At 68.0% G+C, this 25,535-nt stretch carries 29 protein-coding genes; 2 read left to right on the top strand and 27 right to left on the bottom strand.

The window, feature by feature from the left end; genetic code table 11:
* Positions 1-3 precede the first annotated feature (3 nt).
* The 24 genes from rplF to E4U91_RS20580 form a co-directional block, all read right to left on the bottom strand.
* Positions 4-543 carry a 50S ribosomal protein L6 gene (gene rplF, locus E4U91_RS20700; RefSeq protein WP_137303154.1) on the bottom strand — a complete coding sequence of 180 codons (540 nt, stop codon included), beginning with the start codon at positions 541-543 and terminating at the stop codon, positions 4-6.
* 24 nt (positions 544-567) lie between these two features.
* Positions 568-966: a 30S ribosomal protein S8 gene (gene rpsH, locus E4U91_RS20695; protein WP_014674378.1), complete on the bottom strand. Its 399-nt coding sequence runs from the start codon at positions 964-966 to the stop codon at positions 568-570.
* A 237-nt stretch (positions 967-1,203) separates the two neighbouring features.
* Positions 1,204-1,389 (bottom strand): type Z 30S ribosomal protein S14, encoded by a 186-nt coding sequence (locus tag E4U91_RS20685; RefSeq protein ID WP_003956452.1) that lies wholly within the window; start codon positions 1,387-1,389, stop codon positions 1,204-1,206.
* 5 nt (positions 1,390-1,394) lie between these two features.
* Positions 1,395-1,955: a 50S ribosomal protein L5 gene (gene rplE / locus E4U91_RS20680; protein ID WP_137303155.1), complete on the bottom strand. Its 561-nt coding sequence runs from the start codon at positions 1,953-1,955 to the stop codon at positions 1,395-1,397.
* Positions 1,955-2,278 (bottom strand): 50S ribosomal protein L24, encoded by a 324-nt coding sequence (gene rplX / locus E4U91_RS20675; protein WP_003992365.1) that lies wholly within the window; start codon positions 2,276-2,278, stop codon positions 1,955-1,957. Before rplX ends, rplE begins: the two co-directional genes overlap by 1 nt.
* 2 nt (positions 2,279-2,280) lie before the next feature.
* Positions 2,281-2,649 carry a 50S ribosomal protein L14 gene (gene rplN / locus E4U91_RS20670; protein ID WP_003998823.1) on the bottom strand — a complete coding sequence of 123 codons (369 nt, stop codon included), beginning with the start codon at positions 2,647-2,649 and terminating at the stop codon, positions 2,281-2,283.
* 96 nt (positions 2,650-2,745) lie between these two features.
* The gene (rpsQ, locus tag E4U91_RS20665; RefSeq protein WP_039656223.1) at positions 2,746-3,030 is read right to left on the bottom strand and encodes a 30S ribosomal protein S17; all 285 of its coding nucleotides are present in this window, start codon (positions 3,028-3,030) and stop codon (positions 2,746-2,748) included.
* Entirely contained in the window at positions 3,027-3,251 is a 225-nt protein-coding gene (gene rpmC, locus E4U91_RS20660; RefSeq protein WP_059079052.1) for a 50S ribosomal protein L29, read from the bottom strand. The genes rpsQ and rpmC overlap by 4 nt, the downstream gene beginning before the upstream one ends.
* Complete coding sequence (rplP, locus tag E4U91_RS20655; RefSeq protein ID WP_009190136.1) at positions 3,251-3,670, bottom strand: 50S ribosomal protein L16; 420 nt, start codon at positions 3,668-3,670, stop codon at positions 3,251-3,253. Before rplP ends, rpmC begins: the two co-directional genes overlap by 1 nt.
* Positions 3,671-3,675: 5 nt before the next feature.
* Positions 3,676-4,500 (bottom strand): 30S ribosomal protein S3, encoded by an 825-nt coding sequence (gene rpsC / locus E4U91_RS20650; RefSeq protein WP_137308219.1) that lies wholly within the window; start codon positions 4,498-4,500, stop codon positions 3,676-3,678.
* On the bottom strand, positions 4,500-4,847 hold the full coding sequence (gene rplV, locus E4U91_RS20645) for a 50S ribosomal protein L22 (RefSeq protein ID WP_003974262.1): 348 nt from the start codon (positions 4,845-4,847) through the stop codon (positions 4,500-4,502). Before rplV ends, rpsC begins: the two co-directional genes overlap by 1 nt.
* A gap of 44 nt (positions 4,848-4,891) precedes the next feature.
* On the bottom strand, positions 4,892-5,173 hold the full coding sequence (gene rpsS / locus E4U91_RS20640; protein ID WP_137308218.1) for a 30S ribosomal protein S19: 282 nt from the start codon (positions 5,171-5,173) through the stop codon (positions 4,892-4,894).
* A gap of 12 nt (positions 5,174-5,185) precedes the next feature.
* Positions 5,186-6,022, bottom strand: a complete 837-nt coding sequence (rplB, locus tag E4U91_RS20635; protein WP_067240357.1) for a 50S ribosomal protein L2 — start codon at positions 6,020-6,022, stop codon at positions 5,186-5,188.
* Positions 6,023-6,062: 40 nt separating this feature from the next.
* Positions 6,063-6,482: a 50S ribosomal protein L23 gene (gene rplW / locus E4U91_RS20630; protein ID WP_067240359.1), complete on the bottom strand. Its 420-nt coding sequence runs from the start codon at positions 6,480-6,482 to the stop codon at positions 6,063-6,065.
* A complete protein-coding gene (rplD, locus tag E4U91_RS20625) occupies positions 6,482-7,138 on the bottom strand; it encodes a 50S ribosomal protein L4 (RefSeq protein WP_137308217.1) in 657 nt (218 codons plus the stop codon). The genes rplW and rplD overlap by 1 nt, the downstream gene beginning before the upstream one ends.
* 7 nt (positions 7,139-7,145) lie before the next feature.
* On the bottom strand, positions 7,146-7,790 hold the full coding sequence (gene rplC, locus E4U91_RS20620; protein WP_007384065.1) for a 50S ribosomal protein L3: 645 nt from the start codon (positions 7,788-7,790) through the stop codon (positions 7,146-7,148).
* A gap of 17 nt (positions 7,791-7,807) precedes the next feature.
* On the bottom strand, positions 7,808-8,116 hold the full coding sequence (gene rpsJ / locus E4U91_RS20615) for a 30S ribosomal protein S10 (RefSeq protein WP_003948644.1): 309 nt from the start codon (positions 8,114-8,116) through the stop codon (positions 7,808-7,810).
* 437 nt (positions 8,117-8,553) lie between these two features.
* Complete coding sequence (locus E4U91_RS20610) at positions 8,554-8,988, bottom strand: hypothetical protein (RefSeq protein WP_137308216.1); 435 nt, start codon at positions 8,986-8,988, stop codon at positions 8,554-8,556.
* A gap of 160 nt (positions 8,989-9,148) precedes the next feature.
* Positions 9,149-9,499: a hypothetical protein gene (locus tag E4U91_RS20605; RefSeq protein ID WP_137308215.1), complete on the bottom strand. Its 351-nt coding sequence runs from the start codon at positions 9,497-9,499 to the stop codon at positions 9,149-9,151.
* A 218-nt stretch (positions 9,500-9,717) separates the two neighbouring features.
* Positions 9,718-10,911, bottom strand: a complete 1,194-nt coding sequence (gene tuf / locus E4U91_RS20600) for an elongation factor Tu (protein WP_137308214.1) — start codon at positions 10,909-10,911, stop codon at positions 9,718-9,720.
* Positions 10,912-11,064: 153 nt separating this feature from the next.
* The gene (gene fusA, locus E4U91_RS20595) at positions 11,065-13,191 is read right to left on the bottom strand and encodes an elongation factor G (RefSeq protein WP_137308213.1); all 2,127 of its coding nucleotides are present in this window, start codon (positions 13,189-13,191) and stop codon (positions 11,065-11,067) included.
* 39 nt (positions 13,192-13,230) lie between these two features.
* Positions 13,231-13,701, bottom strand: a complete 471-nt coding sequence (rpsG, locus tag E4U91_RS20590; RefSeq protein WP_067240370.1) for a 30S ribosomal protein S7 — start codon at positions 13,699-13,701, stop codon at positions 13,231-13,233.
* 2 nt (positions 13,702-13,703) lie between these two features.
* The gene (rpsL, locus tag E4U91_RS20585; RefSeq protein WP_003948652.1) at positions 13,704-14,075 is read right to left on the bottom strand and encodes a 30S ribosomal protein S12; all 372 of its coding nucleotides are present in this window, start codon (positions 14,073-14,075) and stop codon (positions 13,704-13,706) included.
* A gap of 251 nt (positions 14,076-14,326) precedes the next feature.
* On the bottom strand, positions 14,327-15,280 hold the full coding sequence (locus E4U91_RS20580; protein WP_266810290.1) for a glycosyltransferase family 2 protein: 954 nt from the start codon (positions 15,278-15,280) through the stop codon (positions 14,327-14,329).
* Positions 15,281-15,525: 245 nt separating this feature from the next.
* Between E4U91_RS20580 and E4U91_RS20575 the strand changes: the two genes are divergently transcribed.
* The gene (locus E4U91_RS20575; protein WP_137308211.1) at positions 15,526-16,800 is read left to right on the top strand and encodes a glycosyltransferase family protein; all 1,275 of its coding nucleotides are present in this window, start codon (positions 15,526-15,528) and stop codon (positions 16,798-16,800) included.
* 27 nt (positions 16,801-16,827) lie between these two features.
* On the opposite strand, the gene E4U91_RS20570 is transcribed toward E4U91_RS20575, so the two are convergent.
* Entirely contained in the window at positions 16,828-17,307 is a 480-nt protein-coding gene (locus E4U91_RS20570) for a DUF1707 and DUF4190 domain-containing protein (protein WP_137308210.1), read from the bottom strand.
* Between the two features lie 287 nt (positions 17,308-17,594).
* On the opposite strand from E4U91_RS20570, the gene E4U91_RS20565 reads away from it, so the two are divergent.
* Positions 17,595-17,864: a hypothetical protein gene (locus tag E4U91_RS20565; protein ID WP_067240376.1), complete on the top strand. Its 270-nt coding sequence runs from the start codon at positions 17,595-17,597 to the stop codon at positions 17,862-17,864.
* A gap of 94 nt (positions 17,865-17,958) precedes the next feature.
* On the opposite strand, the gene E4U91_RS20560 is transcribed toward E4U91_RS20565, so the two are convergent.
* Together E4U91_RS20560 and rpoB are read right to left on the bottom strand one after the other, a co-directional pair.
* A complete protein-coding gene (locus E4U91_RS20560; RefSeq protein WP_137308209.1) occupies positions 17,959-21,858 on the bottom strand; it encodes a DNA-directed RNA polymerase subunit beta' in 3,900 nt (1,299 codons plus the stop codon).
* Between the two features lie 102 nt (positions 21,859-21,960).
* Positions 21,961-25,446: a DNA-directed RNA polymerase subunit beta gene (gene rpoB, locus E4U91_RS20555; protein WP_137308208.1), complete on the bottom strand. Its 3,486-nt coding sequence runs from the start codon at positions 25,444-25,446 to the stop codon at positions 21,961-21,963.
* Positions 25,447-25,535 lie beyond the last annotated feature (89 nt).

Raw genomic sequence — 25,535 nt, 5'->3', positions numbered from 1 at the left:
GGCTTACTTACCCGCCTTTCCGACCTTGCGGCGGATGACTTCGCCCTCGTACTTGACGCCCTTGGCCTTGTACGGGTCGGGCTTGCGCAGCTTGCGGATGTTGGCCGCGACCTCGCCGACCTTCTGCTTGTCGATGCCCTCGACCTGGAATCGGGTCGGGGTGTCGACCTTGAAGGTGATGCCCTCGGGGGCCTCGACCGTGATCGGGTGGCTGTAACCGAGCGCGAACTCGAGGTTCGAGCCCTTGGCGGTCACGCGGTAACCGACACCACTGATTTCGAGCTTCTTCACGTAACCCTGGGTCACGCCGGTGATCATGTTCGCCACCAGCGTGCGGGACAGGCCGTGCAGGGCCTTGCTCTGACGCTCGTCGTTGGGGCGGGTCACCTGCAGGGTGCCGTCTTCGCCCTTGGCGATGTCGATCGGAGCAGCGACGGTGTGGGTCAGCTCGCCCTTGGGGCCCTTGACCTTGACCGTGCGGCCGTCGATGGTGACGTCCACGCCGGCGGGAACCGCGATGGGGAGCTTGCCGATGCGCGACATAGCTGTTTCCTCCGTTCCCTTCCGCTACCAGACGTAGGCGAGGACTTCCCCACCCACGCCCTTCTTGCCGGCCTGCTTGTCGGTGAGGAGCCCGTGCGACGTGGAGATGATGGCCACGCCCAGGCCGCCGAGCACCTTCGGCAGGTTGGTGGACTTCGCGTACACCCGGAGACCGGGCTTGGAGATCCGCTTGATGCCCGCGATGGAGCGCTCACGGTTCGGGCCGAACTTCAGCTCGAGGACGAGGTTCTTGCCGACCTCGGCGTCCTCGACCTTCCAGCCCGTGATGAAGCCCTCCTGCTGGAGGATCTCCGCGATGTGCGACTTGATCTTGGAGTGCGGCATCGACACCGAGTCGTGGTACGCCGAGTTCGCGTTACGCAGACGCGTGAGCATGTCTGCGATCGGATCAGTCATGGTCATGAATTGGCCTTCGGCCTCTCTCGCCGGGGTTTCCTGGTGCGCCATCCCTCTCCCCGATCCGAGACGGGACGGGTGCGGCGCGGTGGACCTACGGCGTAGTAAGCAAACGTTAGCGGGTCGTGCCCGCGGGTGTACGGGCGGCGGCAGACGCCCAACCCCACAAGCCTAAGGCATGCGAGGTGGGCGTCCGACCGCCCGTACTGCTTACCGAGAGCCTTGGAGTCCCTAAGTCGGGGACTACCAGGAGCTCTTGGTCACGCCCGGCAGCTCGCCGCGGTGAGCCATCTCACGAAGGCACACGCGGCAGAGGCCGAACTTGCGGTACACGGAGTGCGGACGGCCGCAGCGCTGGCAGCGGGTGTACGCGCGCACACCGAACTTGGGCTTGCGAGCAGCCTTCGCGATGAGAGCCTTCTTCGCCATCTCGCTCACGCCTCCTTGAACGGGAAGCCGAGGTGACGGAGGAGCGCGCGGCCCTCTTCGTCGTTGGTCGCCGTGGTGACCACGGTGATGTCCATACCCCGGACGCGGTCGATCTTGTCCTGGTCGATCTCGTGGAACATGACCTGCTCCGTGAGACCGAAGGTGTAGTTGCCACGGCCGTCGAACTGCTTGGGGGACAGGCCGCGGAAGTCGCGGATGCGCGGGAGCGCCAGCGACAGGGTGCGGTCCAGGAACTCCCACATGCGGTCGCCACGGAGCGTGACGTGGGCGCCGATCGGCTGACCCTCGCGCAGCTTGAACTGCGCGATGGACTTGCGGGCCTTGGTGACGGCCGGCTTCTGACCGGTGATGGTGGTCAGGTCGCGGATCGCGCCCTCGATGAGCTTCGAGTCACGGGCGGCGTCGCCGACACCCATGTTGACCACGATCTTGACGAGGCCCGGAACCTGCATGACGTTCGCGTACTGGAACTGGTCACGCAGCTTCTGGATGATCTCCTCGCGGTACTTCTGCTTCAGACGCGGAGTCACGGTGGTGGTAGCCATCAGATGTCCTCACCCGTCCGCTTGGCAACGCGGATCTTGTTGCCCTCGTCGTCGAAGCGGTAACCGACACGCGTGACGACCTTGTTGCCGTCCTTCTCCACGACCAGCTGGACGTTGGAGACGTGGATCGGGGCCTCGGTCGTGACGATGCCGCCGGCCTGGGAACCGCGAGCGGTCGGACCGGCCTTCGTGTGCTTCTTGACCCGGTTGACACCCTCGACCAGGACGCGGTCCTCGCGGGGGAAGGCCGCGATGACCTTGCCCTGCTTGCCCTTGTCCTTACCGGTGATGACCTGGACCAGGTCGCCCTTCTTGATCTTCATGCTTACAGCACCTCCGGAGCCAGCGAGATGATCTTCATGAACTTCTTCTCGCGCAGCTCACGCCCGACCGGGCCGAAGATGCGGGTGCCGCGAGGGTCGCCGTCGTTCTTCAGAATGACGGCGGCGTTCTCGTCGAAGCGGATGTACGAGCCGTCCGGACGGCGGCGCTCCTTGACGGTGCGAACGATGACCGCCTTGACGACGTCACCCTTCTTCACGTTGCCACCGGGGATCGCGTCCTTGACGGTGGCGACGATGACGTCACCGATGCCCGCGTAGCGGCGACCGGAGCCACCGAGCACACGGATGCAAAGGATTTCCTTCGCCCCCGTGTTGTCGGCGACGCGCAGTCGCGACTCCTGCTGGATCACGTCTATCTCCTGATCGTCTGCCGGTTCCCCGGGGGCCGCTTCTCAGCGGCCCCCGGAGCCTGGCGGAACTCTCCTGCGGGGTCTGCCCCGCAGGAATTACTTGGCCTTCTCGAGGATCTCGACGACGCGCCAGCGCTTCGTCGCGGACAGCGGCCGGGTCTCCATCAGGAGGACGCGGTCGCCGACACCCGCGGCGTTCTGCTCGTCGTGCGCCTTGAGCTTGTTCGTACGGCGGATGACCTTGCCGTACAGCGCGTGCTTCACACGGTCCTCGACGGCGACGACGACGGTCTTGTCCATCTTGTCGCTGACGACGAGACCCTCACGGGTCTTGCGGAAGCCGCGCGCTTCCTTGTTCTCAGTCACGTTGCTCTCGCTCATGCGTTCTCCACCGTTTCGATGCCCAGCTCACGCTCGCGCATCAGGGTGTAGATCCGCGCGATGTCCTTACGGACGGCCTTCAGCCGACCGTGGTTTTCGAGCTGACCCGTGGCCGCCTGGAAGCGGAGGTTGAACAGCTCTTCCTTGGCCTCGCGGAGCTTGTTCAGAAGCTCCTCGTTGCCCAGCTCGCGCAGCTCGGACGCCTTGGTACCGGCCGACATCACGCTTCACCTGCCTCGCGCTTGACGATCCGGCACTTCATCGGCAGCTTGTGGGCCGCACGCGTCAGCGCCTCACGGGCGATCTTCTCGTTGGGGTACGACAGCTCGAACATGACGCGTCCGGGCTTGACGTTGGCGATCCACCACTCCGGGGAACCCTTACCGGAACCCATGCGGGTCTCGGCCGGCTTCTTGGTGAGGGGACGGTCCGGGTAGATGTTGATCCAGACCTTGCCGCCACGCTTGATGTGGCGGGTCATCGCGATACGGGCCGCCTCGATCTGGCGGTTCGTCACGTAGGCCGGGGTCAGCGCCTGGATGCCGTACTCGCCGAACGCAACCTGCGTGCCACCCTTGGACATGCCGTTGCGCTTGGGGTGGTGCTGCTTGCGGTGCTTGACCCTACGGGGGATCAGCATGGTGGTCAGGCCTCCGTTCCGGTGCTCTCAGCCGGAGCGGCGGCGGGCGCTTCGGCCTGGGGGGCCTCGGCAGCCGGAGCCTGCTGCTGCGGCTTGCGACCGCGCCGCTCGCCACCGCGGCCACCACGGGCCGGGCGGTCGGCGCCACCGCGGGCCGGGCGGTTACCCGCACGGGCGGCAGCGTTCTCGGCGCGGACCTCGGCGATGTTCTTCACGTCGCCCTTGTAGATCCAGACCTTCACGCCGATGCGGCCGAAGGTCGTCTTGGCCTCGAAGAAGCCGTAGTCCACGTTCGCGCGGAGCGTGTGCAGGGGCACGCGGCCCTCGCGGTAGAACTCCGAGCGGGACATCTCGGCGCCGCCGAGGCGGCCACCGCACTGGATCTTGATGCCCTTGGCGCCGGCCTTCATGGCGGACTGCATGCTCTTGCGCATGGCCCGACGGAAGGAGACGCGGGAGGAGAGCTGCTCGGCGACGGCCTGGGCCACGAGCTGAGCGTCCGTCTCGGGGTTCTTGACCTCGAGGATGTTCAGCTGGACCTGCTTGCCGGTGAGCTTCTCGAGGTCGCCGCGGATGCGGTCGGCCTCGGCGCCGCGGCGGCCGATGACGATGCCCGGACGAGCGGTGTGGATGTCCACCCGCACGCGGTCACGGGTGCGCTCGATCTCGACCTTGGAGATGCCGGCGCGCTCCATGCCGGACGTCATCATCCGACGGATGGCGACGTCTTCCTTGACGTAGTCCTTGTACAGCTTGTCGGCGTACCAGCGCGACTTGAAGTCGGTGGTGATGCCGAGCCGGAACCCGTGCGGGTTTACCTTCTGGCCCATTACCGGGTTCCTTCCTTGCTGCTGACGACCACGGTGATGTGGCTGGTCCGCTTGCGGATCCGGTAGGCGCGGCCCTGGGCACGCGGCCGGAACCGCTTCAGGGTCGGGCCCTCGTCGACGTAGGCCTCGGAGATGAAGAGGCTGTCGGCGTCGGTGTGGTCGTAGTTGTGCGCGGCGTTGGCAATGGCGCTGTCCAGCACCTTGCCCACCGGCACCGAGGCGGCCTGCGGAGCGAATCGCAGGACGGCCTGGGCCTCCGTGGCGTCCATGCCACGGATGAGGTCCACCACGCGGCGGGCCTTCATGGGCGTGACGCGGATGTACCGCGCCTGGGCCCTGGCTTCCATGGTTGTCCCTTCAGTTACTTACGTGTCTGAATGCGATCCGCTGCCTAGCGGCGCTTCGACTTCCGGTCTTCCTTGACGTGACCCCGGAAGGTGCGCGTCGGCGAGAACTCGCCGAGCTTGTGCCCGACCATCGACTCGGTGACGAACACCGGGATGTGGGTCTTGCCGTTGTGCACCGCGATCGTGTGCCCGAGCATCGCCGGGATGATCATGGAGCGCCGAGACCAGGTCTTGATGACGTTCTTGGTGCCGGCTTCGTTCTGAGCGTCCACCTTCTTGACGAGGTGGTCGTCGACGAAGGGCCCCTTCTTCAAGCTACGAGGCATCTCAACCCGTCCTTAGCGCTTCTTGTTCGTCTTGCGGCGGCGGACGATGTACTTGTTGCTCGCCTTCTTGGGAGAACGAGTACGACCTTCCTTCTGACCCCAGGGGCTGACTGGGTGGCGACCACCGGAGGTCTTGCCCTCACCACCACCGTGGGGGTGGTCAACCGGGTTCATCGCCACACCGCGAACGGTCGGGCGGACGCCCAGCCAGCGCTTGCGGCCGGCCTTGCCCCAGTTGATGTTGCTCTGCTCGGCGTTGCCGACCTCGCCGACCGTGGCGCGGCAGCGCTGGTCGACCAGGCGGATCTCACCGGAGGGCATGCGGAGGTGGGCCATCGAGCCCTCCTTCGCGAGCAGCTGCACGGAGGCACCGGCGGAGCGGGCGAACTTGGCGCCGCCGCCCGGACGAAGCTCCACGGAGTGGATCGTCGTACCGACCGGGATGTTGCGCAGCGCCAGGTTGTTTCCGGGCTTGATGTCGGCCGACGGGCCGTTCTCGATCCGGTCGCCCTGGTTGAGGCCCTTGGGGGCCAGGATGTAGCGCTTCTCGCCGTCCGCGTAGTGCAGGAGCGCGATGCGCGCGGTGCGGTTCGGGTCGTACTCGATGTGCGCGACCTTCGCCGGCACGCCGTCCTTGTCGTGACGACGGAAGTCGATCACTCGGTAGGCGCGCTTGTGGCCACCGCCCTGGTGGCGGACGGTCACACGACCGGAATTGTTACGGCCGCCCTTGCTGTGCAGGGGACGGACCAGCGACTTCTCCGGCGTGGACCGCGTGACCTCGACGAAGTCGGCGACGCTGGAGCCACGACGGCCCGGAGTCGTCGGCTTGTACTTGCGGATACCCATTTCTCAGTCCTCGTCCGATATCGAACGATCCGGACCTCCGTCAGGAGGTCGGACCGCCGAAGATGTCGATACGGTCGCCCTCGGCGAGGGTCACGATCGCGCGCTTGGTCGCCGCACGCTGGCCGAAGCCGGTGCGGGTCCGCTTGCGCTTGCCCTGGCGGTTGATCGTGTTGACCCCGGTGACCTTGACCGAGAAGACCGCCTGGACGGCCTCCTTGATCTGGGTCTTGTTGGCCCGCGGGTCGACGACGAACGTGTACTTGTTGTCGTCGAGCAGCGCGTAGCTCTTCTCGGACACGACCGGCTTCAGCAGGACGTCACGGGGGTCCGTGTACGCCTTGCTCGCCGGGGTGACGACGGTGTTCTTGCCCTCGGCGGCGTGGCGGCGCGCCTTCGCGACGCGCGCGGCCTTGGCGGCCTTCGCCGCCTTGGAGGCAATGCTCGGGTGACGCGTGGCCATCAGACCTCGCTCCCTTCGGTGTCGTTGGCCTTCGGGCCGGCGACGAAGGACTCGAGAGCGGCCTGGGTGAAGACCACGTCGTCCGAGACGATCACGTCGTACGTGTTCAGCTGGCCCGGCTCCAGGATGTGGACCTGGGGCAGGTTGCGGGCGGACAGCCACGCGGCCTCGTCGGCGCGCTCGACGACCAGGAGCAGGTTCTTGCGCTCCGAGATCTTGCCGAACAGGCCCTTCGCGGCCTTGGTGGACGGGGTCTCGCCCTCGATCACGCCGGAGACGACGTGGATGCGGTTCGCGCGGGCCCGGTCGGTGAGGGCGTGCCGCAGGGCGGCGGCCTTCATCTTCTTCGGGGTGCGCTGCGAGTAGTCACGCGGCACGGGACCGTGCACGACGCCACCACCGGCGAACTGCGGCGCGCGGGTCGAACCCTGGCGGGCGCGGCCGGTGCCCTTCTGGCGGTACGGCTTCTTGCCGCCACCACGGACTTCACCGCGGGTCTTGGTCTTGTGCGTGCCCTGGCGGGCAGCCGCGTTCTGCGCGACGACGACCTGGTGGATCAGCGGGATGCTGATCTTCTCCACGCCGAAGATCTCCGCGGGGAGCTCGACGCTACCGGTCTTCTCGCCGGCAGGCGAAAGGATGTCAACAGTGCTCATCGGTACCTCAGGCCCCCTTGGCCGCGGTGCGGACCAGGACGAGGCCGCCGTTCGGACCGGGAACCGCGCCCTTGATGAGCAGCAGACCCTTCTCCGCGTCAACGGCGTGGACGGTCAGGTTCTGGGTGGTGACGCGCTCGTTGCCCATGCGACCCGCCATGCGGAGGCCCTTGAACACACGGCCCGGGGTGGCGCAGCCACCGATGGAACCGGGCGAGCGGTGCTTGCGCTGGGTGCCGTGTCCGGCGCCGAGGCCCTTGAAGTTGTGACGCTTCATGACACCGGCGAAGCCCTTGCCCTTGCTCTTGCCGGTCACGTCGACCTTGATGCCGGCCTCGAACACCTCGGCGGTGATCTCCTGGCCGAGGGTGTACTCGCTGGCGTCAGCGGTACGGATCTCGACGAGGTGGCGGCGGGGAGTGACGTCGGCCTTGGCGAAGTGGCCCTTGAGGGGCTTGTTCACCTTGCGCGGGTCGATCTCGCCGAACGCGATCTGGACGGACTCGTAGCCGTCGGCGTCGTTCGTGCGGACCTGGGTGACGACGTTGGGGCCGGCCTTGACGACGGTGACCGGAACAACACGGTTGTTCTCGTCCCACACCTGCGTCATGCCGAGCTTCTCGCCCAGGATGCCCTTGATCTGCTTAGCCATCGTTCAGATCACCGGCCTCAGAGCTTGATCTCGATGTCGACACCGGCCGGGAGGTCGAGTCGCATCAGGGAGTCAACGGTCTTGGGGGTCGGGTCGAGGATGTCGATCAGGCGCTTGTGCGTGCGCATCTCGAAGTGCTCGCGCGAGTCCTTGTACTTGTGCGGCGACTTGATGACGCAGTACACGTTCTTCTCAGTGGGCAGCGGCACCGGGCCCGCGACCGACGCACCGGTACGGGTCACCGTCTCGACGATCTTCTTCGCCGAGGAGTCGATGACCTCGTGGTCGTAGGCCTTGAGCCGGATGCGGATCTTCTGTCCCGCCATGGCTACTCAGTAGTCCTGTCTCTTCTTACGCTCCGGAACCCGGTGGTTCCGCCTTCTTCTCCGACCCACGCGGTCGGGCGTGTCGCGCTCCCGCTGACACAGATGTCCCTTGTTCGGACATCCCTTCGGGGAATGCACACGGCCCTGCCGGAACCGCAGACCGGGGGCGAAGGCCCACCGGGCGCCTGGCCGGTGCCGCACTGCACTTCCCGGAAGATTCCCGTACGTCCGCCCCAGCGCTGCCATGTGGCAGTTGGGGCGACGAGTACTGTGGGACTCGCTTCCGGTCCCCCCGGCGGGAGGCGCACAGCATCAACACTCGACCGAGCAACTCGGACAGTCTGCCACAAGGGACGGGGGCCTGGCCAATCGAGCCGGAGAGAATACCCCGCGAGTGACGTACGTCAAACACGAGGCCGAGCGGCCGCCGCCCGTCCTCAGGCGTGGCGCACCGCTCCCGGGCGGCTGCCCTCGAAGGCCTCCAGGAAGTCCCGGACGACGTCGCGGGAGAACGGGTCGGCGTCCGGGTCCGCCGGCGTCACCACGCTGACCGCGTAGAGGACCTCCCCGAGCGGCTGGGGGTGGGCCCGGTAGAAGACGGCGTACGGGCCCTGTCCCGCGGCGTCCGCGCCGTGGCCGGCGCCCTCCCCGGCGTCCTCCTCCGGTCGGCCGGAGGAGAACGTGACGGCCGACGGCCGGCCGTCCTCGCCGGGCTCCGGCAGGTGCCAGTCCCCGAGGGCGTCCGGCGGCAGCGGCTCCCCGTCCACGTGCAGGCCGGGCCAGCGCTGCTGGGCGCGGCGGACGAAGCGGAACATGGCGTGGAACAGCGACGAGTCCGCGACGAAATCCGTCGCGTAGCCGGTCGGCAACATCTGTCCTCCGTGCCGTGGATGCCGTCGTGCGGGTGCGGTGGAGCGGCCTCGGCCGCCGCCGGACCCCGTCAGCCTAGAGACCTAGCCCCTCCCCCGGGTTCCGCACAACCGATTCCGCCCCTTCGGCACGCTCCACGGCGCGGCGGGTTGACGCCGCGGCTCAGGGACTCCCCCAGGAGCGCCGCCCGGCGCCCCCGCGGCCACGGCCCGCCGCCCCCGTCCCGGAAGGCGTGCGGGGCCGGCGCGGGGCGACGGGGCCCCGCCCCGTGCGCCGGCCGACGGCCAGGCTCAGCGCGCCGGTGCCCAGCCCGATCAGGCCGAGCCGCACGCACCACTGCCCGGCCAGCCCGTGCCCGCACAGCGGCTCCACCGCGAGCAGGGCCGTGCCCAGCGGGAAGCTGGCCAGGACGACGGCCAGCACCAGCCGGAACGGCGGCTCCGTGGTCAGGGTGAGCAGGGAGCCGGCCAGCACGACGACGACGGCGACGACGACAAGCACGGCGGTGTCCATGCCTCCACCCTTACGGCCGTGGACGCGCCGGGCGTCCGCCAGGAGCACGAACGGCGCCTCTGCCCCGGGAGGGACCCGGTGTCCCCCCTGAGGACTACACGGCCCCGCCCAGGGCCGTGCCGGAGCATGCGAAAGGGCCCGTACGAACGAGTCGTACGGGCCCCCTCAGGTGCTCGCAGCTGGAGCTACCGGGTCAACAGACCCCAAGCAAGCGGAGCTTACTTGACGATCTTGGTGACCTGGCCGGCGCCGACGGTCCGGCCACCCTCACGGATGGCGAACTTCAGGCCCTCCTCCATGGCGACGGGCTGGATCAGCTCGACGCGCATCTCGGTGTTGTCGCCCGGCATGACCATCTCGGTGCCCTCGGGGAGGTGCACGACGCCGGTCACGTCCGTGGTACGGAAGTAGAACTGCGGGCGGTAGTTGTTGAAGAACGGGGTGTGACGGCCACCCTCGTCCTTCGACAGGATGTAGGCCTGGGCCTCGAACTCGGTGTGCGGGGTGACCGAGCCCGGCTTGATGATGACCTGGCCGCGCTCGACGTCCTCGCGCTTGATGCCGCGGAGCAGCAGACCGACGTTCTCACCGGCCTGGCCCTCGTCGAGCAGCTTGCGGAACATCTCGATGCCGGTGACCGTGGTGGTGGTCTTCTCGGTCTTGATGCCGATGATGTCGACGGTCTCGTTGACCTTGAGGACACCACGCTCGATGCGGCCGGTGACGACCGTACCGCGACCGGTGATCGTGAAGACGTCCTCGATCGGCATCAGGAACGGCTTGTCGACGTCACGCTCGGGCTCCGGGATGGACTCGTCGACGGCCTTCATCAGGTCGAGGACGGACTGCGTCCACTGGGAGTCGCCCTCCAGCGCCTTCAGCGCGGAGACGCGGACGACCGGCAGGTCGTCGCCCGGGAACTCGTACTCGGACAGGAGCTCACGGACCTCGAGCTCGACGAGCTCCATGATCTCCTCGTCGTCCACCATGTCGGCCTTGTTCAGGGCGACGACGATGTACGGCACGCCGACCTGGCGGGCCAGGAGCACGTGCTCCTTGGTCTGCGGCATCGGGCCGTCGGTGGCCGCGACCACGAGGATGGCGCCGTCCATCTGCGCCGCACCCGTGATCATGTTCTTGATGTAGTCCGCGTGACCGGGGCAGTCGACGTGGGCGTAGTGACGGGTCTCCGTCTGGTACTCGACGTGCGCGATGGAGATGGTGATACCGCGCTGGCGCTCCTCGGGCGCCTTGTCGATGTTGTCGAACGCGGTGGCCTCGTTCAGGTCCGGGTACGCGTCGTGCAGCACCTTGGTAATGGCGGCCGTGAGGGTCGTCTTACCGTGGTCGATGTGACCGATGGTGCCGATGTTGACGTGCGGCTTAGTCCGCTCGAACTTCGCCTTCGCCACTGGGGTCCTCCTGGGAGTGGTTCTGGTACGCCTTACTTCATCGGCGCCAGGTGATCTTTGCTGTCAGGTCCCGGGCCCCGGGGCAAACACCTTTTTCGGGCGTTTGCCCCGCGAGGCTCCGGAGTCAAGCCTAAGGCGTGGGAACGCGGTGCGTTACTCGCCCTTGGCCTTCGCGATGATCTCCTCGGCGACGTTCCGGGGAACCTCGGCGTAGGAGTCGAACTGCATGGAGTAGCTGGCGCGGCCGGACGTCTTGCTGCGCAGGTCGCCGACGTAACCGAACATCTCCGAGAGGGGCACGAGACCCTTCACGACGCGGGCACCGGCCCGCTCCTCCATGGCCTGGATCTGGCCACGGCGGGAGTTGATGTCGCCGATGACGTCACCCATGTAGTCCTCGGGCGTGGTGACCTCGACGGCCATCATCGGCTCGAGCAGCACGGGGCTGGCCTTGCGCGCGGCCTCCTTGAAGGCCTGCGAACCGGCGATCTTGAACGCGAGCTCGGAGGAGTCCACCTCGTGGTAGGCACCGTCGAGCAGCGTGACGCGCACGCCGGTCATCTCGTAGCCCGCGAGGATGCCGAACTGCATGGCCTCCTGGGCGCCGGCGTCGACCGAAGGGATGTACTCCTTCGGGATGCGACCACCGGTCACCTTGTTCACGAACTCGTACGAGGTGTCGCCGCTCTCGATCGGCTCGACCGCGATGATGACCCGACCGAACTGACCGGTACCACCGGTCTGCTTCTTGTGGGTGTACTCGACCTTTTCCACAGCCTTGCGGATGGTCTCGCGGTACGCGACCTGCGGCTTGCCGACGTTGGCCTCGACCTTGAACTCACGGCGCATGCGGTCGACCAGCACCTCGAGGTGCAGCTCGCCCATACCGCCGATGATGGTCTGGCCGGTCTCCTCGTTGGTGGAGACCTGGAAGGACGGGTCCTCCTCGGCCAGGCGCTGGATCGCGACGCCCAGCTTCTCCTGGTCGCCCTTCGACTTGGGCTCGATGGCGACCTGGATCACCGGCGCCGGGAAGTCCATGGACTCCAGGATCACCGGGGACTTCTCGTCGGACAGCGTCTCACCGGTGGTGGTCTGCTTCAGGCCCATGACGGCGACGATGTCGCCGGCGCCCACCGACTCGATCTCCTCACGCTTGTTCGCGTGCATGCGGTAGATCTTGCCGATGCGCTCCTTGCGGCCCTTGACGGAGTTCAGCACCGAGGTGCCGGACTGCAGGCGGCCGGAGTACACGCGGACGAAGGTGAGCTTGCCCAGGTGCGGGTCGCTCATGATCTTGAACGCCAGCGCGGAGAGCGGCTCGTCGTCCGAGGGCTTGCGCTTGATGACCGTCTCCGGGTCCTTGACGTCGTGGCCCTCGATGGCCTCGATGTCGACCGGGGACGGCAGGTAGCGCACGACCGCGTCGAGCAGGGGCTGGACGCCCTTGTTCTTGAACGCGGTGCCGCAGAACACCGGGGTCACGGTGGTGCCGGTGCCCTTGCCGGACGCGATGGTGATACGACGGACCGCGGCGTACAGCTGCTCCTCGGTGGGCTCCTCGCCCTCCAGGTACAGCTCCATGATCTCTTCGTCGTTCTCGGCGACGGCCTCGACCAGCTTGGCGCGCCATTCCTCGGCGGCCTCGGTGTGCGTGGCCGGGATGTCGACGGTGTCGTACATCTCGCCCTTGGTCGCCTCGGCGGACCAGACCAGGGCCTTCATCTTCACCAGGTCGACGACACCCTTGAAGTCCGCCTCGGCGCCGATCGGCAGCTGCATGACGAGCGGCTGGGCGCCCAGGCGGTCGGTGATCATGTCGACGCAGCGGTGGAACTCGGCACCGGTGCGGTCCAGCTTGTTGACGAAGCAGATGCGCGGAACGCCGTAGCGGTCCGCCTGACGCCACACCGTCTCGGACTGGGGCTCCACGCCGGCGACGCCGTCGAACACCGTGACAGCACCGTCGAGCACGCGCAGGGAGCGCTCCACCTCGACGGTGAAGTCCACGTGACCCGGCGTGTCGATGATGTTGATGGTGTGGTCGACGTCTTCCAGCGACCAGTGACAGGTGGTGGCAGCAGAGGTGATCGTGATGCCACGCTCCTGCTCCTGCTCCATCCAGTCCATGGTGGCAGCGCCGTCGTGGACCTCACCGATCTTGTAGGACACACCGGTGTAGAACAGGATCCGCTCGGTGGTGGTCGTCTTGCCCGCGTCGATGTGGGCCATGATGCCGATGTTGCGCACCTTGGCCAGGTCAAGCGAAGTGGTAGCCATAAGGCTTCAGTCTTCTCTCGGTCTCGATGTGGGTTGCGACTACCAGCGGTAGTGCGCGAAGGCCTTGTTGGACTCGGCCATCTTGTGCGTGTCCTCGCGCTTCTTCACAGCGGCACCCAGGCCGTTGCTGGCGTCGAGGAGCTCGTTCAGCAGACGCTCGGTCATGGTCTTCTCGCGACGGGCGCGGGAGTAACCGACGAGCCAGCGCAGCGCCAGGGTGTTGGCACGACCGGGCTTGACCTCGATCGGGACCTGGTAGGTGGCGCCACCGACACGGCGGGACTTGACCTCGATGGTCGGCTTGATGTTCTCGAGCGCGCGCTTCAGCGTGATGACCGGGTCGTTGCCGGTCTTCTCGCGCAGGCCCTCCATGGCGCCGTAGACGATGCGCTCGGCGGTGGAGCGCTTGCCGTTCAGCAGCACCTTGTTGATGAGGGAGGTCACCAGAGGAGAACCGTAGACCGGGTCGATGATGACCGGGCGCTTCGGGGCGGGGCCCTTACGAGGCATTCTTACTTCTCCTTCTTGGCGCCGTAACGGCTGCGAGCCTGCTTGCGGTTCTTGACACCCTGGGTGTCGAGCGAACCGCGGATGATCTTGTAGCGAACACCCGGCAGGTCCTTCACACGGCCGCCGCGCACGAGCACGATGGAGTGCTCCTGCAGGTTGTGTCCCTCACCCGGAATGTAAGCGGTGACCTCGATCCCGCTGGTCAGACGCACACGCGCGACCTTACGCAGGGCCGAGTTCGGCTTCTTCGGGGTGGTCGTGAACACACGCGTGCAGACGCCCCGACGCTGAGGGGAACCCTCGAGTGCGGGCGTCTTGTTCTTCTCGACCTTGTCCTGCCGGCCCTTGCGGACCAGCTGCTGGATCGTAGGCACTACTTCTCCGGTTTCTGTGTGCCGATGGGTACAGCTAACCTGGAACGTCGCCGACCCACGCGGTCGGGTGTGTCGAATCCCGCGGACTCCCGCCGCCGGGGCGGAGAGAAGCGCAGATTGCGGTGGCCGCTCAGGGACCCCGTGTGCGGTTCGAAGGCACGCACAAGGGCCAGGGCACACCCCAGGCACAAGGTCTGAGCGTACCCAGCGCACGTACTCCGGTCAAAACAGAAACCGGAGAGCCCGTCTCCTTACCACAGGGAACGCCGTCGCGCGACCGGGGATTCCTCGGCCGAGTCGTGGCCCACGTAGTACGACGGACGGTTCTGCACCGCCGTGTAGATCCGGGCGACGTACTCCCCGAGCAGCCCCACGCAGATCAGCTGGACGGCACCGATGAAGAGCACCCCGGTGAACAGGGACGTCCACCCCGGGACCGTGCGGCCGAGCGCGTACGCCCCCAACGTGTACCCCATCAGACCGAGGCACACCAGGAACGCGCAGCCGCCGAGCCAGGTGGCCAGCCGCAGCGGCGCCGCCGAGAAGCTGGTCACACTGTCCACCGCGAGCCGGATCATCCGCCCCAGCGGGTACTTGCTGCGCCCGGCCGTGCGCGCGGCCCGCTCGTAGGTGACCCGCCCGCTGGGGAACCCCAGCCAGGGCACCAGCAGCCGGTAGACGCGCTGCTGGTCCGGCAGCTCCTTCAGCGCGTCCACCGCGGCCCGGCTGAGCAGCCGGAAGTCGCCCGCCTGATCGGGCACCGACGGCCCCGCGAGCCGGCGCACGAGCCGGTAGTACACGGCCGCCGTCCACCGCTTGAAGCCGGTGTCGCTCGCCCGGTCCGCGCGGATGCCGTAGACGATGTCCAGGCCCTCGTCCCGGGCCAGCCGCAGCATGTCGGGGATCTTCTCGGGCGGGTCCTGGAGGTCGGCGTCCAGGCTGACGACGTACTCCCCCACCGCCCGGTCCAGCCCGGCGGTGAGCGCCGCCTGGTGGCCGCAGTTGCGGCGCAGCCCTATGACCCGCAGCTCGGGCCAGCCGAGCCGGAAGGCCGCGAGCAGGTCGGCGGTGCGGTCGGTGCTGCCGTCGTCGACGGCGACGAGCTCGTAGGGCACGCCCAGGGCGTCGAGGACCGGGCGGAGCCTGCCGACGAGGGCGGGCAGGGCCTCCTCCTCGTCGTACATCGGTATGACGACCGACAGCACGGTCGTCGCGGCCGGCCCCCCGGATCCCGCGGGGGCGCGGGATTCCGCCGATCCCCCGGATTGCGCCAATTCCCCGGGCTCCCCGGATTCCTCGGACACCCGCCCCTCCCCCCTCCGTCGCGCACGTGCGACTCTGTGGCCGCACGCACACGACTCTGTTGTGATCTTATGACTGGCACGTTCACGACCATCCGGACAGCGGGACGCCCCGTGGCCCGGCGGTCGGCCGAGGGGGGACCGCGGGGATGAGCACCGCTTCCAGGGACACGGCGGAGGACTCCGCCCGCCCCGGCGAACCGGCCGGACGGCCCCGCACGGGCCGCCTGTCGCTGCCGCCCGCCGCCCGACCCTACGCGCCCCCGCTGCTCCTGTACGGCGTCACCAAGCTCGTCGGCCTCACCATCTTCGCGTGTCTGCTCGAGTACGCCGGGGAGTACCGGAAAAAGGAGCCGCGGTTCGGCGGCGGCGCCCACTGGTGGGACGTGCTGCAGACCTGGGACGGCTGGTGGTACCTCCAGGTCGCCGAGAAGGGCTACGACCCGCGGCCCCTCCAGCCACTGGCGCCGGGCGGGCTGTTCACGGTCCAGCAGAACTCGGTCGCCTTCTTCCCGCTGTACCCCGGCCTGATCCGGGGCGTCTCCGAGGTGACCGGCCTCGGTGTGTACGGCTCCGCGATCCTGGTGTCGGTGCTGGCGTCCTTCGTCGCGGCCGCCGGCATCTACGCGGTGGTCTCGGCCCTGGCCGGCACGCGCGCGGGGACGATCGCCGCCGGACTGTGGGCGGTGGCCCCCGGCGCGGGCGTCGAGTGGGCGGTGTACTCGGAGTCGCTGTTCGTGGCGATCGCCGCCTGGGCCTGCTGGTGCGTGATGACGAAGCGCTGGCTGGCGGCGGGCCTGCTGGCCTTCTTCGCGGGCCTGAACCGGCCCACCTCGGCCGCCCTCATCGGCGCCGTGGGCCTCGCCGCCCTCGTCACGCTGCTGCGGCCGGACAGCCGCCGCGACCAGGGCGTCCTCGGCCCGGTGTACGCGATGGTCGCGGCGCCGCTCGGGCTGCTGACCTACATCACCTGGGTCGGGCTGAGCATGGGCGACCTGACGGCGTACTTCACGCTCCAGCGCGAGGGGTGGGCGCACTACTTCGACGGGGGCGCGTACACCCTGGACGTGCTGCGCAACGTCGCCGTCGGGCACAACGACTACCTGTTCGCCTTCTCCGTCCCCGACCTGCTCGGTGTGCAGCTGGTGATCGCGCTGCCGTTCCTGATCGCGCTGATGCTGCGCAGGAAGCCGCCGCTGGTGCTGGTGGCGTACACCCTGGCGAGCGTGGTGACGGTGCTCGGCACCCAGCAGATGTTCGGCAACACCGCCCGCTACCTGCTGCCCGTCTTCCCGCTGCTGCTGGCGCCCGCGGCCGCGCTGAGCCGGCTGAAGTGGCCGACACTGACGCTGTTCTTCACGACGGCGGCGGTGGCCTCGGGCTGGTACGCGCACTACGTGATCTTCGAGCTGGGCATCCCGTAGGGGCCGTGCGCCCGCCCGCGCAGGGCGTCAGGCGCCGGAGGCCGTCGCCAGCGTGAGGATGAGCACCACCACCGCCCAGCCCGCGACCGACAGCCAGCCCAGGACCAGGCCGGCCAGCGCGAAGCCGTCACCGCCCTCGCCGGTGCGGCGGATCTCCGAGCGGGCGGTGTGCCCGAGGATCACCGCCGGGATGCCGGTGAGGCCCATCGTCATCGTGGTGAGGATCCCGCACACCATGGCGCCGACCGCCTTGCCGTTGGTCGGCGGGGCGGGCGCCGGCAGGAAGGTGCGCGGCACGGGGGCGGCGTAGGGCTGCGGGAGGGCCGGCTGGGCGGCCAGGGGGCCCTGGGGCAGGTCAGCGACGAGCAGGGACAGCTCGCCCACCGTGCGCGCCTCGTAGGCCCGGGCCACCCGCTTCTCGAACTCGGGCTGCTGCAGGCGCCCCTCGCTGAACCCTGCTCTGAGCACGTCGACGGCGCGCTCGCGGTCGGCGTGGGAGGCGAGCATGGCCCCACTGCTCTGCCCCTGCCACGGCTGCCATGGCGACGGATACGACACGGACCCACCTCCCCCGGTGGCTGACTGCCTCCATCATGACCCAACGCGGCGCGGACGGGCGCGGTTCCCTCCAGGCGGTGCGCCGGTATACACCGTGACGCAGCGTCACGAATCGACTTCGACAAACACGGAGCGACACCACCGGAATGCTCGTACACTCGTTCGAACCAGTGCCGCGCCGGTCCCGCGCCGGCGCACCACCGAGGGGACGGCATCACCGTGGAACGGAGAGACCCATGACCGATCCGCCGCACTTCCCGCCCGACCCGACCGCCGTCGCCGTCGAGCTGGAGCGGCTGCGCGGCACCGTCGAGGCCGGCTTCGCCCGGATCGACGGCTCGCTCGCGCTGCTGGTCCAGCGCAGCGACCAGACCGACCGACAGCTCGCCGACCACGAGCAGCGCCTGGAGGCCCTGGAGCGCTCCCGCTGGCCGCTCGCCAGCGTCGGCACGCTGGCCGCCGTCGCCACGGTCCTCGTCACGGCGTGGCAGCTCGCCGGCCGCTGACCCGCCCGGACACACCGAAGGGCGGCCACCCCGTTGCGCACGGGATGGCCGCCCTTCGGCTCGTTCTTCAGCTACTCACCAGCCGAGCTTCCGCTCACTGGTTGTAGGGACCGTAGTCGTAGTCCTCCAGCGGGACGGCCTGGCCGGAGCCGGTGCCGAACGGCGAGTAGTCGATGTCGTCGTAGCCGACGGCCGAGTACATCGCGGCCTTGGCCTCCTCGGTCGGCTCCACCCGGATGTTGCGGTAGCGGGACAGGCCCGTACCGGCCGGGATGAGCTTACCGATGATGACGTTCTCCTTGAGGCCGATGAGGCTGTCGGACTTGGCGTTGATCGCCGCGTCCGTCAGGACTCGGGTCGTCTCCTGGAAGGAGGCGGCCGACAGCCAGGATTCCGTCGCCAGCGAGGCCTTGGTGATACCCATCAGCTGCGGACGACCGGAGGCCGGGTGACCGCCCTCCTGGACCACACGACGGTTCTCCTGCTCGAAGCGGGAGCGCTCGACCAGCTCGCCGGGCAGCAGCTCGGCGTCGCCGGACTCGATGATCGTCACGCGGCGCAGCATCTGCCGGATGATGATCTCGATGTGCTTGTCGTGGATCGACACGCCCTGCGAGTTGTACACCTTCTGGACCTCGCCGACCAGGTGGACCTGGACGGCACGCTGGCCCAGGATGCGCAGCACGTCGTGCGGGTTGGTGGCACCCACGGTGAGCTTCTGGCCCACCTCGACGTGCTCGCCCTCGCTGACCAGGAGTCGGGCGCGCTTCGAGATCGGGTACGCCGTCTCGTCGCTGCCGTCGTCCGGCGTGATGACGATCTTCTTGGTCTTCTCGGTCTCCTCGATCCGCACGCGGCCGGAGGCCTCGGAGATCGGGGCGACACCCTTCGGGGTACGGGCCTCGAAGAGCTCGACGACACGCGGCAGACCCTGGGTGATGTCGTCACCGGCCACACCACCGGTGTGGAAGGTACGCATCGTCAGCTGGGTACCGGGCTCACCGATGGACTGGGCGGCGATGATGCCGACCGCCTCACCGATGTCGACCAGCTTGCCGGTGGCCAACGAGCGGCCGTAGCACATGGCGCAGGTGCCGACGGCGGACTCGCAGGTCAGGACCGAGCGGGTCTTGACCGTCCCCACGCCGTGGCGGACGAGCTCCTCGATGAGGACGTCGCCCAGGTCGGTGCCGGCCGGGGCCAGCACCTTGCCGTCGACGACGATGTCCTCGGCGAGGCAGCGCGCGTACACGGACGTCTCGACGTCGTCCGCCTTGCGCAGCACGCCGTCCGCGCCGCGCTCCGCGATGACCAGCTTGAGGCCGCGGTCGGTGCCGCAGTCCTCCTCGCGGATGATGACGTCCTGGGAGACGTCGACCAGACGACGGGTGAGGTAACCCGAGTCGGCGGTCCGCAGGGCGGTGTCCGCCAGACCCTTACGGGCACCGTGGGTGGAGATGAAGTACTCCAGCACGGACAGGCCCTCACGGAAGGACGCCTTGATCGGACGCGGGATCGTCTCGTTCTTCGCGTTCGACACCAGACCACGCATACCGGCGATCTGACGCATCTGCATCATGTTGCCTCGTGCACCCGAGTTCACCATCATGAAGATCGGGTTGGTCTTCGGGAAGTTGTCGTTCATCGCCTCGGCGACCTCGTTGGTCGCCTTGGTCCAGATCGCGATGAGCTCCTGCGTGCGCTCGTCCTTGGTGATCAGACCGCGCTCGTACTGCTTCTGGACCTTCTCGTCCTGCGCCTCGTAGCCCTTGACGATCTCCTTCTTCGCCTCGGGAACGACGACGTCGGAGATGGCCACGGTGACGCCGGACCGGGTCGCCCAGAAGAAGCCGGCCGCCTTCAGGTTGTCGAGCGTCGCCGCCACGATGACCTTCGGGTAGCGCTCGGCGAGGTCGTTGACGATCTCGGAGAGCTGCTTCTTGCCGACCTCGTAGTCGACGAACGGGTAGTCCTCGGGCAGCAGCTCGTTGAAGAGCGCACGGCCCAGCGTGGTCTGCAGCCGGAAGGTGTCACCCTGCTGCCACTCGGGCTCGCCCTCCTCGCGCGCGGGCGGCGTCCAGCCACGCGGCGGGATGGTGCCCACCGGGAAGCGGATGTCGACCGGCGTCTGGAGCGACAGCTCGCCCGCGTCGAACGCCATGATCGCCTCGGCGACGGACGCGAACGAGCGGCCCTCGCCCTTGACGCCCCGGCCCTCGGCGTCCGTGGTGAGGAAGAACAGACCGAGGACCATGTCCTGGGTCGGCATCGTCACCGGACGGCCGTCGGCGGGCTTGAGGATGTTGTTCGAGGACAGCATCAGGATGCGGGCCTCGGCCTGCGCCTCCGCGGACAGCGGCAGGTGCACGGCCATCTGGTCACCGTCGAAGTCCGCGTTGAACGCGGTGCACACGAGCGGGTGGATCTGGATGGCCTTGCCCTCGACCAGCTGCGGCTCGAAGGCCTGGATGCCGAGGCGGTGCAGGGTGGGCGCACGGTTCAGCAGCACCGGGTGCTCGGCGATGACCTCTTCGAGGACGTCGTACACCACGGTGCGGCCGCGCTCGACCATGCGCTTGGCCGACTTGATGTTCTGCGCGTGGTTCAGGTCGACCAGGCGCTTCATCACGAACGGCTTGAACAGCTCCAGCGCCATCGCCTTCGGCAGACCGCACTGGTGCAGCTTCAGCTGCGGACCGACGACGATCACGGAACGCGCGGAGTAGTCCACGCGCTTGCCGAGCAGGTTCTGGCGGAAGCGGCCCTGCTTGCCCTTGAGCATGTCGGACAGCGACTTCAGCGGACGGTTGCCGGGGCCCGTGACCGGGCGGCCGCGGCGGCCGTTGTCGAAGAGCGCGTCGACGGCCTCCTGGAGCATGCGCTTCTCGTTGTTCACGATGATCTCGGGCGCGCCGAGGTCGAGAAGCCGCTTCAGGCGGTTGTTGCGGTTGATGACACGGCGGTACAGGTCGTTCAGGTCGGAGGTCGCGAAGCGGCCACCGTCCAGCTGCACCATCGGACGCAGGTCCGGCGGGATGACCGGCACGCAGTCGAGCACCATGCCCTTGGGGCTGTTGGACGTCTGCAGGAACGCGGAGACGACCTTCAGGCGCTTGAGCGCACGGGTCTTCTTCTGGCCCTTGCCGGTGCGGATGATCTCGCGGAGCTTCTCGGCCTCCTCGTCGAGGTCGAAGGACTCCAGGCGCTTCTGCAGCGCCGCGGCACCCATCGAACCGTCGAAGTACGTGCCGAAGCGGTCGCGCAGCTCGCGGTAGAGCAGCTCGTCGCCCTCGAGGTCCTGGACCTTGAGGTTCTTGAACCGGGTCCACACCTCGTCGAGGCGGTCGATCTCGCGCTGCGCACGGTCGCGCAGCTGCTTCATCTCGCGCTCGGCACCCTCGCGCACCTTGCGGCGCACGTCGGCCTTGGCGCCCTCGGCCTCGAGCTCGGCCAGGTCGGTCTCGAGCTTCTTGGCGCGGGTCTCCAGGTCGGCGTCCCGGCGGTTCTCGATCTGCTGGCGCTCGACCGAGACGTGCGCCTCCAGGGAGGGCAGGTCGCGGGTGCGGCGCTCCTCGTCGACGAACGTGATCATGTACGCCGCGAAGTAGATGACCTTCTCGAGGTCCTTGGGGGCCAGGTCCAGCAGGTAGCCGAGCCGGCTCGGGACACCCTTGAAGTACCAGATGTGCGTGACGGGCGCGGCGAGCTCGATGTGGCCCATCCGCTCACGGCGCACCTTGGCGCGCGTGACCTCGACGCCACAGCGCTCGCAGATGATGCCCTTGAAGCGGACGCGCTTGTACTTGCCGCAGTAGCACTCCCAGTCCCGGGTCGGACCGAAGATCTTCTCGCAGAAGAGCCCGTCCTTTTCCGGCTTGAGCGTGCGGTAGTTGATGGTCTCGGGCTTCTTGACCTCGCCGTGGCTCCACTGACGGATGTCGTCAGCGGTGGCCAGGCCGATCCGGAGCTCGTCGAAGAAGTTGACGTCGAGCACTATGCGTCAATCCCTCTCAGGGTCGTGAGTCTGTGGTCTGAAACGGGGGCCTGGGGGTCGGCGGGGGCCACGCGCGGTGGCGCGGCCCCGGCCGGACTCCCGTCAGACCTCTTCGACGCTGCTCGGCTCGCGCCGGGACAGGTCGATGCCGAGCTCCTCCGCAGCGCGGAAGACGTCCTCGTCGGTGTCACGCATCTCGATGGACATACCGTCGCTGGACAGCACCTCCACGTTCAGGCAGAGCGACTGCATCTCCTTGATGAGCACCTTGAAGGACTCGGGGATGCCGGGCTCGGGGATGTTCTCGCCCTTGACGATGGCCTCGTAGACCTTCACGCGGCCGGTGACGTCGTCGGACTTGATGGTCAGCAGCTCCTGGAGGGCGTACGCGGCGCCGTAGGCCTCGAGGGCCCACACCTCCATCTCGCCGAAGCGCTGGCCACCGAACTGCGCCTTACCACCCAGCGGCTGCTGGGTGATCATGGAGTACGGGCCGGTCGAGCGGGCGTGGAGCTTGTCGTCGACCAGGTGGTGCAGCTTCAGGATGTACATGTACCCGATCGAGATCGGGTCCGGGAACGGCTCACCGGAGCGGCCGTCGAACAGCCGCGCCTTGCCGGTCGGCTGCACCATCCGCTCACCGTCCCGGTTGGGGATGGTGTGCTGCAGCAGGCCCGCCAGCTCGTCCTCACGGGCACCGTCGAAGACCGGGGTCGCGACGTTGGTGCCGGGGGCGACCTGGTCGGCGCCGATGGCCTGGAGGCGCTGGGCCCACTCCTCCCCGAGGCCGGAGACGTCCCAGCCGCGGCTGGCGAGCCAGCCGAGGTGGATCTCCAGGACCTGTCCCGGGTTCATGCGGGACGGCACACCCAGCGGGTTGAGGATGATGTCGACCGGGGTGCCGTCCTCCAGGAACGGCATGTCCTCGATCGGCAGGATCTTGGAGATGACGCCCTTGTTGCCGTGGCGGCCGGCGAGCTTGTCACCGTCGGTGATCTTGCGCTTCTGCGCGACGTAGACGCGCACCAGCTGGTTCACACCGGGGGGAAGCTCGTCGCCCTCCTCGCGGTCGAAGACGCGCACGCCGATGACCTTGCCGATCTCGCCGTGCGGCACCTTCAGCGAGGTGTCACGGACCTCACGGGCCTTCTCACCGAAGATCGCGCGCAGCAGACGCTCCTCGGGGGTCAGCTCGGTCTCGCCCTTCGGGGTCACCTTGCCGACGAGGATGTCGCCGGCGACGACCTCGGCGCCGATGCGGATGATGCCGCGCTCGTCGAGGTCGGCGAGGACCTCCTCGGAGACGTTCGGGATGTCCCGGGTGATCTCCTCGGGGCCGAGCTTGGTGTCACGGGCGTCGACCTCGTGCTCCTCGATGTGGATCGAGGAGAGGACGTCGTCCTGCACGAGGCGCTGCGACAGGATGATCGCGTCCTCGTAGTTGTGACCCTCCCACGGCATGAACGCCACGAGCAGGTTCTTGCCCAGGGCCATCTCGCCGTTCTCGGTGGCCGGGCCGTCCGCGAGCACCTGGCCCGTGACGATCCGGTCGCCCTCGTCGACGACGACCTTCTGGTTGACCGAGGTGCCCTGGTTGGACCGGGAGAACTTGTGCAGGCGGTACGTGATGTACGTGCCGTCGTCGTTCGCCGTGGTGATGTAGTCCGCGGAGACCTCCTGGACCACACCGTCCTTCTCGGCCTTGACCACGTCGCCGGCGTCGACCGCGGAGCGGTACTCCATGCCAGTGCCGACGAGCGGCGCCTCGCTCTTGATGAGCGGGACGGCCTGGCGCATCATGTTCGCGCCCATGAGGGCACGGTTGGCGTCGTCGTGCTCGAGGAAGGGGATCATGGCGGTCGCGACCGACACCATCTGGCGCGGCGAGACGTCCATGTAGTCGACGTCCTCGGGAGCGACGTAGTCGACCTCGCCGCCACGGCGGCGGACCAGGACGCGGCTCTCCTCGAAGCGGAGGTCGTCCGTCAGCGGCGCGTTGGCCTGCGCGATGACGAAGCGGTCCTCCTCGTCGGCGGTCAGGTAGTCGACCTCGTCGGTGACCTGGCCCTCGAACACCTTGCGGTAGGGGGTCTCGACGAAACCGAACGCGTTGACCCGGCCGTAGGAGGCGAGCGAGCCGATCAGACCGATGTTCGGGCCTTCGGGCGTCTCGATCGGGCACATGCGGCCGTAGTGCGAGGGGTGCACGTCACGGACCTCGAAGCCGGCCCGCTCACGGGAGAGACCACCCGGGCCGAGCGCGGACAGACGACGCTTGTGCGTCAGCCCGGACAGCGGGTTGTTCTGGTCCATGAACTGGGACAGCTGGCTGGTGCCGAAGAACTCCTTGATGGAGGCGACGACCGGCCGGATGTTGATCAGGGTCTGCGGCGTGATCGCCTCGACGTCCTGGGTCGTCATCCGCTCGCGGACGACACGCTCCATGCGCGCCAGACCCGTGCGGACCTGGTTCTGGATGAGCTCGCCGACGCTGCGCAGGCGGCGGTTGCCGAAGTGGTCGATGTCGTCGGTCTCGACGACGATGTCCGTACCGCTGTCGCCGACCGTCTCGGTCTCGCCCGCGTGCAGCTTCACCAGGTACTTGATCGTCGAGATGATGTCCTCGACGGTCAGGATGCCGGCGTCCAGCGGCGCGTCCGCGCCCAGCTTCTTGTTGACCTTGTAGCGGCCGACCTTGGCCAGGTCGTAGCGCTTGGGGTTGAAGTAGAGGTTCTCCAGCAGCGTCTGCGCGGCCTCACGCGTGGGGGGCTCGCCCGGACGCAGCTTGCGGTAGATGTCGAGCAGCGCGTCGTCCTGGCCCTGGGTGTGGTCCTTCTCCAGGGTGGCGCGCATCGACTCGTACTCGCCGAACTCCTCGAGGATCTGCTCGGTGGTCCAGCCGAGCGCCTTGAGCAGGACGGTGACGGACTGCTTGCGCTTGCGGTCGATGCGGACGCCGACCATGTCGCGCTTGTCGATCTCCATCTCCAGCCAGGCACCCCGGGACGGGATGATCTTGGCCGAGAAGATGTCCTTGTCGGACGTCTTGTCGATGCTGGAGTCGAAGTACACGCCCGGCGAACGGACCAGCTGCGACACGACGACACGCTCGGTGCCGTTGATGACGAAGGTGCCCTTGTTGGTCATGAGCGGGAAGTCGCCCATGAAGACCGTCTGGGACTTGATCTCGCCGGTCTCGTTGTTGGTGAACTCGGCCGTGACGAAGAGCGGGGCGGCGTACGTGAAGTCGCGCTCCTTGCACTCGTCGATGGAGTTCTTCGGCGGCTCGAAACGGTGGTCGCGGAACGTCAGCGACATCGACCCGGAGAAGTCCTCGATCGGGGAGATCTCCTCGAAGATCTCCTCCAGACCGGACTTGGTGGGGACGTCCTGACCGTTCTCGAGGGCCTCCTCGACGCGAGCCTTCCACGCGTCGTTGCCGAGCAGCCAGTCGAAGCTCTCGGTTTGCAGCGCGAGAAGGTTCGGAACCTCGAGGGGCTCCTTGATCTTTGCAAAGGAGATGCGCAGCGGGGCGGTGCTGGCAGCGTTGTTCGTATTCGCGGTCGAGGCGTTGCGCGAGGCGGCCAAGAGGGGGTCCTTCCGAGGGCTCGGACTCACTACGCGCTTCCGGCCCCTCGCCAGTGCGGCAGAGACGGGAATCCCCGGTCGGGAATGTT

The sequence above is a fragment of the Streptomyces lasalocidi genome (genome assembly GCF_005280215.1).
GTDB classification, from domain to species: domain Bacteria; phylum Actinomycetota; class Actinomycetes; order Streptomycetales; family Streptomycetaceae; genus Streptomyces; species Streptomyces longwoodensis.
The sequence above is the reverse complement of the archived record's forward strand: the minus strand, read 5'-3'. Positions and strand labels throughout refer to the sequence as shown.

Bases quoted from the DNA above. Each gene is read 5' to 3' on its own strand.
- rplF (WP_137303154.1), bottom strand. From the start codon at position 543: ATGTCGCGCATCGGCAAGCTCCCCATCGCGGTTCCCGCCGGCGTGGAC.
- rpsH (WP_014674378.1), bottom strand. From the start codon at position 966: ATGACCATGACTGATCCGATCGCAGACATGCTCACGCGTCTGCGTAAC.
- E4U91_RS20685 (WP_003956452.1), bottom strand. From the start codon at position 1,389: ATGGCGAAGAAGGCTCTCATCGCGAAGGCTGCTCGCAAGCCCAAGTTC.
- rplE (WP_137303155.1), bottom strand. From the start codon at position 1,955: ATGGCTACCACCACCGTGACTCCGCGTCTGAAGCAGAAGTACCGCGAG.
- rplX (WP_003992365.1), bottom strand. From the start codon at position 2,278: ATGAAGATCAAGAAGGGCGACCTGGTCCAGGTCATCACCGGTAAGGAC.
- rpsQ (WP_039656223.1), bottom strand. From the start codon at position 3,030: ATGAGCGAGAGCAACGTGACTGAGAACAAGGAAGCGCGCGGCTTCCGC.
- rpmC (WP_059079052.1), bottom strand. From the start codon at position 3,251: ATGTCGGCCGGTACCAAGGCGTCCGAGCTGCGCGAGCTGGGCAACGAG.
- rplP (WP_009190136.1), bottom strand. From the start codon at position 3,670: ATGCTGATCCCCCGTAGGGTCAAGCACCGCAAGCAGCACCACCCCAAG.
- rpsC (WP_137308219.1), bottom strand. From the start codon at position 4,500: ATGGGCCAGAAGGTAAACCCGCACGGGTTCCGGCTCGGCATCACCACC.
- rplV (WP_003974262.1), bottom strand. From the start codon at position 4,847: ATGGAAGCCAGGGCCCAGGCGCGGTACATCCGCGTCACGCCCATGAAG.
- rpsS (WP_137308218.1), bottom strand. From the start codon at position 5,173: ATGCCTCGTAGCTTGAAGAAGGGGCCCTTCGTCGACGACCACCTCGTC.
- rplB (WP_067240357.1), bottom strand. From the start codon at position 6,022: ATGGGTATCCGCAAGTACAAGCCGACGACTCCGGGCCGTCGTGGCTCC.
- rplW (WP_067240359.1), bottom strand. From the start codon at position 6,482: ATGGCCACGCGTCACCCGAGCATTGCCTCCAAGGCGGCGAAGGCCGCC.
- rplD (WP_137308217.1), bottom strand. From the start codon at position 7,138: ATGAGCACTGTTGACATCCTTTCGCCTGCCGGCGAGAAGACCGGTAGC.
- rplC (WP_007384065.1), bottom strand. From the start codon at position 7,790: ATGGCTAAGCAGATCAAGGGCATCCTGGGCGAGAAGCTCGGCATGACG.
- rpsJ (WP_003948644.1), bottom strand. From the start codon at position 8,116: ATGGCGGGACAGAAGATCCGCATCCGGCTCAAGGCCTACGACCACGAG.
- E4U91_RS20610 (WP_137308216.1), bottom strand. From the start codon at position 8,988: ATGTTGCCGACCGGCTACGCGACGGATTTCGTCGCGGACTCGTCGCTG.
- E4U91_RS20605 (WP_137308215.1), bottom strand. From the start codon at position 9,499: ATGGACACCGCCGTGCTTGTCGTCGTCGCCGTCGTCGTCGTGCTGGCC.
- fusA (WP_137308213.1), bottom strand. From the start codon at position 13,191: ATGGCTACCACTTCGCTTGACCTGGCCAAGGTGCGCAACATCGGCATC.
- rpsG (WP_067240370.1), bottom strand. From the start codon at position 13,701: ATGCCTCGTAAGGGCCCCGCCCCGAAGCGCCCGGTCATCATCGACCCG.
- E4U91_RS20575 (WP_137308211.1), top strand. From the start codon at position 15,526: ATGAGCACCGCTTCCAGGGACACGGCGGAGGACTCCGCCCGCCCCGGC.
- E4U91_RS20570 (WP_137308210.1), bottom strand. From the start codon at position 17,307: ATGCTCGCCTCCCACGCCGACCGCGAGCGCGCCGTCGACGTGCTCAGA.
- E4U91_RS20565 (WP_067240376.1), top strand. From the start codon at position 17,595: ATGACCGATCCGCCGCACTTCCCGCCCGACCCGACCGCCGTCGCCGTC.